This window comes from Pseudomonas sp. B28(2017) (genome assembly GCF_002113025.1).
GTDB lineage: Bacteria > Pseudomonadota > Gammaproteobacteria > Pseudomonadales > Pseudomonadaceae > Aquipseudomonas.
This window is the reverse complement of sequence record NZ_NEJH01000004.1, coordinates 44,476-56,357: the sequence shown is the minus strand read 5'-3', so window position 1 is coordinate 56,357 and position 11,882 is coordinate 44,476. Positions and strand designations below refer to the sequence as shown.

Here is an 11,882-nt window from a genome sequence, read left to right as displayed (position 1 = left end):
AATCGATGCCCGGCCAGAGCACCGACCGGACTACTTCAGGTTGCTTTTGAAGAACGTGGTCAACTTGGCGAATGGAATGAGGCTGACCCGGTCGTAAAGATCCACGTGTCCGGCACCTGGGATAATGAGCAACTCTTTAGGCTCGGCAGCCCGCTGGTAGGCATCCTCACTGAACTCGCGTGAGTGGGCTTGGGCACCAGCAATGAACAGCAGTGGGCGCGGAGAGATAGTCTCGATGTCATTGAACGGGTAGAAGTTCATGAACTTCACGTTGCTGGTCAGTGTCGGCATGGTGGTTGTCTGCGGTGTTGCGCCTGCCGGAGTGACCTCACCTCGTGGGGTGCGATAGAAGTCGAAGAACTCGTCGCCTACTTCGTTGCCGGTCAGTTTGAGCGGCGTGCCGCCGGTGTAGCGGATTTCGCCACCCTGGAATTCCGCATAGCGTTGCTCGGACGCTTCGCGAATGATCTGCTGGCGTTGTTCGAGCGTCACGGCGTGTTTGAGTCCGTTACGGTTTGCCGCACCCATGTCATACATGCTGACGGTGGCGATTGCCCTCAGGCGTGGATCGATTTTGGCCGCACTAATAGCGAAGCTGCCACTGCCGCAGATGCCGATGACGCCGATACGCTCACGGTCGACAAAGGGACGAGTGCCGAGAAAGTCTACGGCGGCACTGAAGTCTTCTGCGTAGATATCTGGCGAGACTGCCTGGCGAGGTGTGCCTTCGCTCGCGCCCCAGAAAGACAAGTCCAGCGACAGCGTGACAAAGCCCTGCTCGGCCATTTTGGTGGCGTACAGGTTCGCGCTCTGCTCCTTCACCGCACCCATGGGGTGGCCGACGATGATGGCGGCATTTTTCGCTTTGGGGTTGAGACCCTTCAGGGTGAACAGGTTGCCCGCCACCTGCATACCGTATTGATTCTTGAAGGTGACCTTTTCAACGGTCACTTTCTCGCTTTTGTAGAAGTTGTCCGCGCCGTTCGACATATCGGCTCCCATTGAAGAAAAAGAGGTAACGAGCAGCCCCAGGGCTAGCAAAATTCCTTTCATTGGATATTCCTTTCGATTGCATGGTTGTTCGCTGGAGTTTTTGACTCAGGCGTTTAGTCAGCCAACGTGGCGTTGTCGATCACAAAGCGATACTTGACGTCGCCCTTGAGCATTCGCTCATATGACTCGTTTATCTGATCGGCTCGAACCAGTTCGATGTCGGCGACGATGCTGTGCTCGGCACAGAAATCCAGCATCTCCTGGGTCTCGGGAATGCCGCCGATCATCGAGCCGGCGATCGTTCGGCGCTTCATGATCAGGTTGAATACGTTCGGCGACGGATGTGGCGATGCGGGCGCACCGACAAGCGTCAGCGCGCCATCGCGCTTGAGCAGCACCAGGAAAGCATCGAGATCGTGCGGGGCTGCGACGGTGTTGAGAATGAAGTCAAAGCTCTTGGCGTGCGCGGCCATTTCTTCGGCATTGCGCGACACGACAACCTCGTCGGCGCCCAATTGCTTCGCGGCCTCGCGCTTGGATTCAGAAGTGGTGAACGCCACAACGTGGGCGCCCATCGCATGCGCCAGTATGATGCCCATGTGGCCCAGGCCACCGATGCCGACCACGCCGACTTTCTTGCCCGGCCCGGCGTTCCAGTGACGAAGCGGGGAATAGGTGGTAATGCCCGCACACAACAGCGGTGCGACGGCTGCCAATTGGTCTTCGGGATGGCGGATGCGCAGTACGTAGCGTTCATGCACCACAATGTTTTGCGAGTAGCCGCCGAGTGTCCAGCCGGGTACATCCGGGGTCGGGAAGTTGTAGGTGCCGACCATGCCGTCGCAGTAATTTTCCAGGCCCGTGGCACAGTCATCACAGTGTTTGCAGCTGTCGACGATGCAACCGACGCCGACGAGATCACCGACGGTGAAGTCCGAAACATGCGCACCCACTGCTGATACGCGGCCAACAATTTCATGCCCAGGTACGCAGGGAAATTGCGTGCCTGCCCACTCGGCACGCACCTGATGCAGATCCGAATGGCAGATACCACAAAAGGCGATATCGATCTGAACGTCATGGGCGGCAGGTGCACGGCGGCTGATCTGCAACGGCTCAAGCGGTTTGTCGCCCGCGTGAGCACCATAGGCTTTTACAAGCATGGGAAAGTCCTGAATGGCGGTGTCGGATGATCATTCTCCGGCTCTGCCCAGCGACTCAGTAGAGCAATCCGCTTGATTACTTGCCTGATCCTATGAGTCTTGGCTTTTTTGCAGGACGGTCATCAGCTGGCGAGTTAGAGTTCAGCGAAGAGGTACAAGACGAACATGACGATCAAACACGAAACCGCCGCTGCACACACATCACCCCAAGAAGCGCTTGCGCATACCATTGGTGCTCGGATCGCAAAGCCTGGTGACTACGCTACTTCGATTGCTGGCCTGGGCTTTTATCGGCGTGAGCATCCTTCCCCCCCCGTCGTTTGCATGGTCGAGCCGAGCATCGTTCTTGTCGCTCAGGGCGAGAAGCAGCTGTGGGTAGGCGGCGAAGGTTATCCATATGACACGTCGCGATTCCTGGTCACGTCATTGGACTTGCCAGCCAATTCAGAGGTGCTTGCTGCAAGCCCGGAAAAGCCATGCCTGGGGCTGACGTTGAAACTCGATCTGCGCATGCTGGCTGAGCTGATAGCGCAAAGTGACCTGCCGCCAATCCGGGATCGATCAGTTGCGAAAGGGGTAGGAATTGGTTCAGTGACCCTGGCAATGCTGGCGTCATTCGAACGCTTATTGGCACTGCTCGATGAGCCGGAGTCCATCCCGGTTCTCGCACCCTTGATCCAGCGCGAGATTCACTACCGTCTCTTGCAGAGTGATCAGGCGGGCAGACTACGACAAATCACATCCGTCGATGGTCAGGGTTACCGGATCGCCAAAGCCATCGATTGGCTGAAGTTGAATTACACCTTGGCGCTTCGCGTCGAGGAACTGGCGGCCCGAGTGCAGATGAGCACACCGACTTTTCACCACCACTTCCGCCAACTCACCGCAATGAGCCCCTTGCAGTACCAGAAATGGCTGCGATTGAATGAGGCGAGGCGTTTGATGCTCAATGAACACCAGGACGTATCGAGTGCGGCTTTCAAGGTCGGCTACGAAAGCCCATCCCAGTTCAGTCGCGAGTACAGTCGACTGTTTGGCGTGCCTCCCAAGCGAGATATCGCGGTGTTGCGAGGGCAGGGGTAGCGGTATAAATGCGCGCATGAGCGGCATTTGAATGGAGAGAGCGTTTGTTGGTTGGGAAACTGTCGACTGTCTGCTCTTTTCGACACCCTAAGGCAAACATCACTCCGGTGTCACGAGCACCGCTAACGTCATGTTTATGAACTCTTCGTTCCTACTAATGGCCTCCAATGCACCCCGAACGTGGTCGGCTACGTCACCCGATCCACGCTGCTCGACCCACAGCGTGAGCTTCATAATGGCGGCCTCAAGGGCGAGTTGATTCTGGTTGCTCTTGAACAGAAAGGAAGGGAGCAGGTCTGCGTTCGGCATCGTAAGTCCTCCATGAAAGAGGTCAGCGTAGCAAAAGTCCTGGAAGGCCTGGCACGGCCCCGCGACCTCGGCACTGTTAGCCATTTGAGGCGTTTGAGGAAGCGGTAAAAACTCACCCCCTCGCTGCGCAGACAATCACCTCGACCAGCAATTGCGGATCAGCCAGTTTCGCCTCGCCACAGGCGCGAGCCGGCGCGAGGCCCGCCGGTACCCAGGCATCCCAGACGGCGTTCATCGCTGCGAAATCTGCCATGTCGGCAAGCCAGATGGTGGTTTGCAGCAATTGAGTCCGGGACGAGCCGGCTTCCTTGAGCAAGGCATCTATCTGTGCCAGAGCGTCGCGGGTTTGATCGGCAATGTTGTGCCGGGGGTCGCCCACTTGCCCGGCCAGGTACACCGTATTGCCGTGGATGACGATCTGGCTCATGCGCTGGTTGGTGTGATTGCGCTCAATTGTTTGCATCGATAGTTCTCCTGTGGAATAGCGTCGATCAGAAGCGTTGCACTGAAAAACGGTCCAGCCAATGGGGCGCCTTACCGGCAATGCAGTCGGCGACCAGTTGTCCGGTGGCTCCGGCCAGGGTCAAGCCCAGGTGCTGATGGCCAAAGGCGTAGATCAATCGCGGTTCGTTCGGTGACGGACCTATGACCGGCAACGAGTCGGGCAGGGAAGGGCGGAACCCCAGCCATTTGCGCGCGACCGGTTGAGTCAACCCCATGACACGACGCACGTGTCGCTCCAGATAGTCAAAGCGCTTTGGATTGGCTGGATCGTTGATCGAGCCGAGTTCCACCGTGCCCGCCACTCTCAAACGGCCGGCCATGGGCGTCATGTAGAACGCACTTTCCACCGGGCAGCAGGGGCGGTTGAGCAGCGTGTCCTGCACGTCGAATTCGATGTGATAGCCGCGCTCGGTATCCAGCGGGATGTGATCGCCCAGCTGGCGCGCCAACCCGGCGGACCAGGCGCCACCACACAGCACCACGCGATCGGCACGCCACGATTTGCCCTCGGCGCTGCTCAGATACAGGCCGTCGCTTTTTCGTTGCACGCCGGTGATCGTCGCCTGATGTAATGCATCCTCGGCAATCAGCGGCGCCGCCAGCGCTTCAATGAAGGCACGCGGGTCATCCATGTGCGACGACTCGGGAAACAGAATGCCGGCCACCGCCTTGCCCGCCAGCGCCGGTTCCAATTGCTCGACATCCGCCGCGTTCAAGACTTGCTGGGCAATGCCCAGTGAACGACGCAATTCGATGGCCGCCTGTGCGCCGGCGAAACCTTGCGAGGTGCCGTAGGCATAGAGGCAGCCGTTATGGTGCAGATGCTGATTGGCCTCTGGGCAGTCGGCTAGCAGCGGTGCATAACCGCTGTAGGTGTGCTCAAGTATTTTGGTCAGGGCCAGGGTATTGGCTTCACAGCGCGACGCGCGACATTCATTGAGAAAACGCAGCAGCCAGGGCATCAACCGGGGCAGGCGGGCCCAATTGATGACGAAGGGGGACTCGTTCGAGAACAGCAGCGAAGGAATGGCCTTCAACAGGGATGGCTGCGCGATCGGCATCACACCGTAAGGCGCCAGGGTGCCGGCATTGCCATAGGAGGCACCCGCGGCAATCGAGTCGCGCTCGAGCAACAGCACCTGGTAGCCCTGACGGCGCAGCCAGAGTGCGGTGGCAACCCCAACGACTCCGGCACCGATAACGGCGATTTCACAATGAACTGGCTGTGTCATGTCCTCAGATCCGGTTATGCATATGGAGGTGACCCTGACGCGCCAATTGGCTGATGATGGTCAAGGCTTTGGTCAACTGCTCCCGTGACAGGGCCGCGGAGATATTGATCCGTACCGCTTGCGGCGAGAGTTCCGGACGCAAGGTGAAGGCGCCACCAGCAAGCAGCACCACACCGCGGTCCTGACACAGGCGGGCGAAACGTGAGCCGGTCCAGGGTTGCGGCAGCACCAGCCAGGCGTGGGTACCGGTGGCGCTGTGCTGGAACTCCAGACCTTCAAGGTGCGTGGCAAGCAGCGCTTGGCGGATACGCAGCTCTTCGCGCTGTTCCGAGACCAACTGCTCGGCATGACCGTCCTCGATCAACCGGGCAGCAATTAGCGCCGTCAGTGGTGAGGTGCTCCAGCAGTCGATGCGCTGCATGGCGGCGATGTCTTGCATCAGGGGTTGCGGGGCCATGACAAAACCCATGCGCAGTCCCGGCGCGATGCATTTGGACAGGGCGGAGATATAGATCGTGCGCTCTGGCATCAGCGCGGCGAGGGGCGGCGGCGACTTGTCCAGCAGGGGACGATAGACGTCGTCTTCGATGACCAGCAGGTTGGTTTCGCAAATGACTGTTGCCAGCTCTTTACGGCGCTCGGCATCGAGGGTGATGGCGGTCGGATTGTGGATCGATGGCACCAGAAACAACAAGCGTGGCTGATGTTCGACGCAGGCCTGGCGCAGGGCTTCGGGGGACATACCTCGCGCGTCGGCGTCGACTCCGACAAGGATCAGGCCCAACGAGCGGCACAACGCATTGATGCCTTGATAGGTCACGCTGTCGGCCAGCACGGTATCGCCACTGTTGGTCAGGCTGCGCAAGGTGCTGGCGATTCCGTGCTGGGCGCCTTCGCAGATCAGCATCTGCGAGGCTTGGGCCTCTACGCCGGTATGGCGCAGCCATTGCGCTGCGGCTTCGCGGGCCCAAAGCGGGCCTTCAGACGGGTGGTAGTCCTTCATGTCGGCAAATCGCGGATCACTGGCAAGGCGCGGTAACAGCTGCGCCAACACCCGATTGAAGCCATTGGTGGCGGGGCGATTGACGCTCAGGTCGACAGTGCCCGGGTCATTGCTGGGGGCCGACTGAAACTGCGCCGCCGGATGCCGCGGCTGTGCGACTTGCGTTCCGCGTCCCGGGCGGCTTTCCACCAGTCCCTTCTGTTGCAGCACGGCCATGGCTTTGGTCACCGTGGTGATATTCACCCCCAGTGCGCTGGCGAAATCGCGATGGGGTGGCAGACGTTCGCCCGGCTTGAGCTTGCCATTGCCGATCGCCTCGGCCAGTGAATCGGCCAGTTGGGCGTAAAGGGTTTCTGCCTTGTCGCGTTGCAAAGCTGCGCTGGCTTTGAGTTCGTCCAGCAGTTGTTCGAATTGACTCATGGTGCTTTATCCCTGCTTGTCATGCTCAAAACAAGACAATAAGCAAATTTGTATTGCTTTTTATCCGATACAAGGCCCATTGACAAGCTAAAAAACCGTGATTAGTGTGTTAGTTGTAATGCTTGTCATGCAACACAATAAGAAAATGGCTGCCATGATCAGCCCAAACGGGTAAACACATGACTAATGAGACATTCCAGCCGGGCACAGCCTTGGCTACCCGACACCACCGACTCTTGTCCCTGTCAGCAGGCGGCACAGAGTATCCGGTGAGTTGTTCCCCTCGCGCAAAGTCTTCGATGAAATTTTCCGGTCGATCGACCCTATCCCATGCTGCGGAGGTCATCCGATGAGCAACGCCCAGCCAACCGAGACAAAGCCCGGCCAACAGCGCCTCAGCGGGGCGCTGCGTCAGCGTCATATCACCATGATTTCCCTGGGCGGCATCATTGGTGCCGGCCTGTTTGTCGGCAGTAGCGCAACGATTCAGGCGATCGGGCCTGCCGCGTTTCTCAGTTATCTCGCTGCCGGTATCGTGGTGATGCTGGTCATGCGCATGCTCGGTGAGATGGCCGTTGCCTTGCCCGGTGTCGGTTCCTTTACCGAGTACGCGCGGATCGGGCTGGGCAATTGGGTCGGGTTCACCAGCGGCTGGTTGTACTGGTATTTCTGGGTGATCGTGGTAGCGGTAGAAGCGGTGGTCGGCGCCAATATCCTTGAGCAGTGGATACCACTGCCGGCCTGGATGATCGGGCTGAGCCTGTTGGCAATCATGACGGCCATCAACTGCCTGTCGGTGAAATCCTATGGTGAGTTCGAGTACTGGTTCGCCTCATTGAAGGTCTTCGCGATCATCGTCTTCATCTTTGTCGTCGGTGCCTACCTGTTTGGTTTTGCCCCGAGCACCAGTGACCTGTTGGGCAACCTGGTCAATGACCGTGGCTTCATGCCTTACGGCGTCAGCGCCATCCTGGCCGGGGTACCGACCGTAATTTTCGCCGTGGGCGGTGCCGAGATCGCGACAATTGCCGCCGCTGAATCCGACGATCCGTCGAAGAGCGTGGCGAACATGACCCGTTCGGTGATCTTCCGGGTCATCACCTTTTATGTCGGTTCGATCTTTCTGATCGTCTGCGTCGTTCCATGGGGCCAGATCGTGGCTGGTCATTCGCCGTTCGTGGCAGCGCTGGAGGTGATGCGCATTCCCGGTGCGGCGATGATCATGCAGGCGGTGGTACTGGTGGCTGTGCTGTCGGCGCTGAACTCCGGGCTGTATGTGTCTTCGCGGATTCTGTTTGGTCTCAGTCAGCGCGGTGACGCCCCGGCGAAACTGTCGGTTCTGACCGGGCGCAAAGTGCCCAGAGCCGCCGTGCTGCTCAGTAGCGTGATCGGCTACATCGCCATCATGGCGGCGATCATTTCTCCCGAGGGCGTGTTCCTGTTCCTGGTCAACGCGTCCGGTGCGGTGATGTTGTTTGTGTACCTGGCGGTGGCGTTGGCGCAGATCAAGGTACGTCGTCAGGTGGAGGCCACTGCACCGGCACGACTGACCCTCAAGATGTGGCTGTTTCCTTGGCTGTCCTATGCTGTGGTGGCCGTTATTGCAGGTGTTTTGGTGGCCATGGCATTCCAGGATTCCTTGCGTACGCAGTTCTTGGCCAGCCTCGTCAGCCTCGGCGTGGTATCTGCTGCCTACCTGATGCTCAAGCGTCGACGCCAACAGGCCGGCAAGCCTCATTTGAACGCCATCGACATTCTGGCGGGCTTGCCGTCACGTTCATAAATCACAGGGAACCCGGCCAGGGATGGCGTTGAGTTGTAAGGCTTGTACCGGTCAAAAAAAACAAATAGCCCTATAGGTGATCTATGTCCGACTTCAAGTTTGATACCCAAGGTTTTTCCCGGCGCGGGCTGCTCAAGGCGGCGGGCTATGGCACTTTGGCTGCCTGTGTGGGCAGCGCGATGGGACCGATGTCCTTCGCATTCGCCGCCGGGCAGCCGATCAAGACCGTGCGCCCCGGCTACCTGACGGCAGCGTGCCTGGGCGACATGCCCCTGGGCGCGCTCCGCGAAGGCGTACCGGTCGGCACCGATCTGGAGTTGCTCAAGCTTATTGCCGACCGCCTGGAACTGAAGCTCGATGTATTGACCATGGGCTTCCCGGCGGTGGTAGAAGCAGTGCGGTCCGGGCGTGCCGACTGGTTCGGCGGCAACTTCGCCTGGAATCCGATGCGCTCGAAAATCCTGCTGTTGACCGACCCGGTGTTTTACACCGGCGCCTACGTGATCATGCGTGACAGTGAACCGTTCGATACCACCATTGCCGTCAACGACGTGAAGGGACGCACCATCGGCGCCATTACCGGCTATTTCACTATCCCGGACATGAAAAAGATCGAGGGCGTAAAGGAGGTCAAACTCTACGACAACACGGATTCCTGTTTGCGCGACGTTCGCGCCGGGCGCCTGGATTTTGCCGTGCTGGATGCGCCGACCATCGACTACATGATCCTTCAGGACCCGAGCCTCAAGCTCAAACAGATTCCCATGGCCTACGATGAAAAATTCCCCAGCCTGACCGCCAAGTTTGAGGCGATCTGGGGTGTTCATCCGCAGAATCAGGACCTGTTCGATGGCGTGAACCAAGGGCTGCGCTGGTTGAAGGCAACGGACCAGATCAAACCGATACTCGCCAAGTACGGGATCAAGAACCCGGACTATCTCGTGCCGCCGTCCAAGGATCCGCGAATCGGCGTGGATCGAGACGAGAAGGGCAACCTCATTGGTCCGTTCGAACACCCACCGCGTGATTTCAGTCAGGCTTTTGCCTGAGTCGAGGACATAGCTCATGGCTGAATCAACTCCATTGGTGCGCATCGAGGGGCTGCACAAGTCCTTCGGTAGCCTGGATGTGCTCAAAGGCATCGACCTCAATGTACAGCAGGGTCAGAAGATCTCGCTCATCGGCCCCAGCGGGTCGGGCAAGACCACCTTGTTGCGTTGCGTCAATTACCTGGAGGAGCCGACCCAAGGCAACATTTACATCGATAACGAACTGATCGGCCAGCGTCTGGTGGGCAGCCGAAAAGTGCCCATGAGCGATAAGGAACTGGCGCGGATGCGTGCCGAAATCGGCATGGTGTTCCAGCGTTTCAACCTGTTCCCGCACCTCTCGGTACTGGAAAACATCATCCTCGGCCCGCTCAGGGTGCAACAGCGCAATCGCGCCGAAGCGGTGGAGCTGGCCGAGGATCTGCTGAATAAGGTCGGCATGTTCGCCAAGCGTGACGCGTTTCCGGAACAGCTCTCGGGAGGGCAACAGCAACGCATCGCCATCGCCCGGGCGCTGGCAATGAAACCCAAGTTGATGCTGTTCGATGAGGCCACCTCGGCTCTGGACCCGGAGTTGGTGGGGGAGGTGCTGAGCGTCATGCGCAGGCTGGCGGAAGAGGGCATGACAATGATCATCGTGACCCACGAAATGCGCTTTGCCGAAAGCGTCTCCGACCAGGTGATCTTCATGGCCGACGGCAACATCGTCGAGCAAGGGCCACCGCGGCAAATTTTCCGTGAGAGCCAGATCGAACGCACCCGCTCCTTCATCCGCGCTGTGCAGGAGCATTGATTGATGTTCGATACCACTGCGCTGCACAAAGCCATTGAGATGCTGCCGTACTTTTTGAATGTACTGGGTATCGGCGCGCTGACCACGGTTGGCCTGACTGCTGCTGCGTTTGTAGTGGCGGCATTGCTGGGTTTTTCCCTGGCGTTGATGCGGCTTTCGCGCAGCCGCATCCTGAGCCTGATCGCCAGCGTGTACCTGGAGATTTTTCGCAACATACCGATCCTGACTCAGCTTTTTATTCTGTACTTCGGGCTGACCTATATCGGCATTACCTTGCCGGCAATTGGCGCGGCGATTATCGGTTTCGGTCTGAACGGTGCGGCCATTCTGTCGGAGGTTTTTCGGTCGAGCATCCGCACCATTGACCGCGGGCAAAGTGAAGCAGCGTTTTCCATCGGCATGACCCGCTCTTTGGCGATGCGCATTATCGTACTGCCACAGGCGTTCAAGGTGGCGATCCCCGGGATGGCCAACTTTGCCATCGGGCTGCTGAAGGACACGTCCCTGGCGTCTGCGGCGGCGGTGCCGGAACTGACATTCAAGGCGAAAATGCTGGTCAGCGAAACTTACCAGACCAACCTGATCTACTTCTTGCTGGCGATGATCTACCTGATCCTGAGCCTGGTGCTTTCCCACTGGGCGGCGCGTACCGAACGCCGTCTCAAAGTCGTCAAGGAGAATTGACATGGGCTATGGCGAGTTGTGGGGCGCGACCCATGTCGAATTGCTGGCGGCCGCCTGGGCCACGCTCCAGTTGGCGTTCGGTGCGTTGGTCATTGGCTTGATTGTCGGTTTGCTGGTGGCGCTGGCACGACTGTCCGGCAACCGGGCATTGAGGCGCGCTGCGCTCTATTACATCGAGCTGTTTCGTGGCACTCCAGCCTTGGTGCAATTGTTCATCGTCTATTTCAGCCTGACCGAAATCGGCGTTCATTTCAGCTCGTTCCAGGCCGCCATGATTGGTCTGGGGCTCAACGCTGCAGCGTACCTGGCCGAGATTTACCGTGCAGGGCTGGAGGCTGTGCCCAAGGGGCAGGTGGAAGCGGCGAAGGCGATTGGCATGGCACACCACAACGTGCTGCGCTGGGTCGTGTTGCCCCAGGCCATTCGAATTGTGCTGGCCCCGATCGGTAACGTGGCCATTTCACTATTGAAAGACACATCCGTGGCGTCGCTGATTGCAGCGCCGGACTTGATGTTGCGAGCTCAGGACTTGAGTTCGGTGTATTTCATGCCGCTGGAAATCTACATACTTGTCGGCGCAATTTACTTTGCACTGTGTTATCCACTGTCACTCGGTGTGCGTTTACTCGAGCGAAAAACGAGGCATTGAACCAGTTGAGCGTGGGGCATCGGTGCAGATTGGATCGTCGGTAAAGTCGGTCTTGGAAAAGGCTACGATCCAGTCATAGTGTGCTTTTGCGCAGCCCATCATGCCTTGTCGCCACCCGTTCCAGATGATGCCCTCAGACGGTTTTGCACCAGGGCGGTTATAACCGTAGAAAGGTCCGGCAGGAACGTCATATCGCTGCCTGTTACGGCGCATGAAT

At 58.6% G+C, this 11,882-nt stretch carries 12 protein-coding genes and 1 pseudogene; 6 read left to right on the top strand and 7 right to left on the bottom strand.

Annotated elements, in window-relative coordinates:
• Positions 1-30 precede the first annotated feature (30 nt).
• Both CAF65_RS12825 and CAF65_RS12820 read right to left on the bottom strand, forming a co-directional pair.
• Positions 31-1,053 (bottom strand): alpha/beta hydrolase, encoded by a 1,023-nt coding sequence (locus CAF65_RS12825; protein ID WP_085716609.1) that lies wholly within the window; start codon positions 1,051-1,053, stop codon positions 31-33.
• A gap of 53 nt (positions 1,054-1,106) precedes the next feature.
• Complete coding sequence (locus CAF65_RS12820) at positions 1,107-2,156, bottom strand: NAD(P)-dependent alcohol dehydrogenase (protein WP_085716608.1); 1,050 nt, start codon at positions 2,154-2,156, stop codon at positions 1,107-1,109.
• 165 nt (positions 2,157-2,321) lie between these two features.
• Here CAF65_RS12820 and CAF65_RS12815 point away from each other — a divergent pair, with 165 nt between their 5' ends.
• On the top strand, positions 2,322-3,239 hold the full coding sequence (locus CAF65_RS12815) for an AraC family transcriptional regulator (protein ID WP_085716607.1): 918 nt from the start codon (positions 2,322-2,324) through the stop codon (positions 3,237-3,239).
• 99 nt (positions 3,240-3,338) lie between these two features.
• Here CAF65_RS12815 and CAF65_RS12810 read toward each other — a convergent pair whose 3' ends face one another.
• The 4 genes from CAF65_RS12810 to CAF65_RS12795 all read right to left on the bottom strand — a co-directional run bounded on the left by CAF65_RS12810 (position 3,339) and on the right by CAF65_RS12795 (position 6,707).
• Complete coding sequence (locus CAF65_RS12810) at positions 3,339-3,548, bottom strand: hypothetical protein (RefSeq protein ID WP_085716606.1); 210 nt, start codon at positions 3,546-3,548, stop codon at positions 3,339-3,341.
• A 112-nt stretch (positions 3,549-3,660) separates the two neighbouring features.
• Positions 3,661-4,011 (bottom strand): RidA family protein, encoded by a 351-nt coding sequence (locus CAF65_RS12805; protein WP_085716605.1) that lies wholly within the window; start codon positions 4,009-4,011, stop codon positions 3,661-3,663.
• 28 nt (positions 4,012-4,039) lie between these two features.
• Positions 4,040-5,284: an FAD-binding oxidoreductase gene (locus CAF65_RS12800; protein ID WP_085716604.1), complete on the bottom strand. Its 1,245-nt coding sequence runs from the start codon at positions 5,282-5,284 to the stop codon at positions 4,040-4,042.
• 4 nt (positions 5,285-5,288) lie between these two features.
• On the bottom strand, positions 5,289-6,707 hold the full coding sequence (locus CAF65_RS12795) for a PLP-dependent aminotransferase family protein (protein WP_085716603.1): 1,419 nt from the start codon (positions 6,705-6,707) through the stop codon (positions 5,289-5,291).
• Between the two features lie 349 nt (positions 6,708-7,056).
• Here CAF65_RS12795 and CAF65_RS12790 point away from each other — a divergent pair, with 349 nt between their 5' ends.
• The 5 genes from CAF65_RS12790 to CAF65_RS12770 all read left to right on the top strand — a co-directional run bounded on the left by CAF65_RS12790 (position 7,057) and on the right by CAF65_RS12770 (position 11,665).
• Positions 7,057-8,490, top strand: a complete 1,434-nt coding sequence (locus tag CAF65_RS12790) for an amino acid permease (RefSeq protein ID WP_085716602.1) — start codon at positions 7,057-7,059, stop codon at positions 8,488-8,490.
• An 83-nt stretch (positions 8,491-8,573) separates the two neighbouring features.
• Positions 8,574-9,539 carry a transporter substrate-binding domain-containing protein gene (locus CAF65_RS12785; RefSeq protein WP_085716601.1) on the top strand — a complete coding sequence of 322 codons (966 nt, stop codon included), beginning with the start codon at positions 8,574-8,576 and terminating at the stop codon, positions 9,537-9,539.
• A 16-nt stretch (positions 9,540-9,555) separates the two neighbouring features.
• Positions 9,556-10,332 carry an amino acid ABC transporter ATP-binding protein gene (locus CAF65_RS12780; protein ID WP_085716600.1) on the top strand — a complete coding sequence of 259 codons (777 nt, stop codon included), beginning with the start codon at positions 9,556-9,558 and terminating at the stop codon, positions 10,330-10,332.
• Positions 10,333-10,335: 3 nt separating this feature from the next.
• Positions 10,336-11,016, top strand: coding sequence for an amino acid ABC transporter permease (locus tag CAF65_RS12775; RefSeq protein WP_085716599.1), 681 nt, complete (start codon positions 10,336-10,338; stop codon positions 11,014-11,016).
• Position 11,017: 1 nt separating this feature from the next.
• Positions 11,018-11,665, top strand: a complete 648-nt coding sequence (locus CAF65_RS12770; RefSeq protein ID WP_085716598.1) for an amino acid ABC transporter permease — start codon at positions 11,018-11,020, stop codon at positions 11,663-11,665.
• Positions 11,666-11,677: 12 nt separating this feature from the next.
• Here CAF65_RS12770 and CAF65_RS12765 read toward each other — a convergent pair.
• A pseudogene (locus CAF65_RS12765) lies at positions 11,678-11,869 on the bottom strand (alpha/beta hydrolase); the annotation flags it as partial.
• Positions 11,870-11,882: the final 13 nt, after the last annotated feature.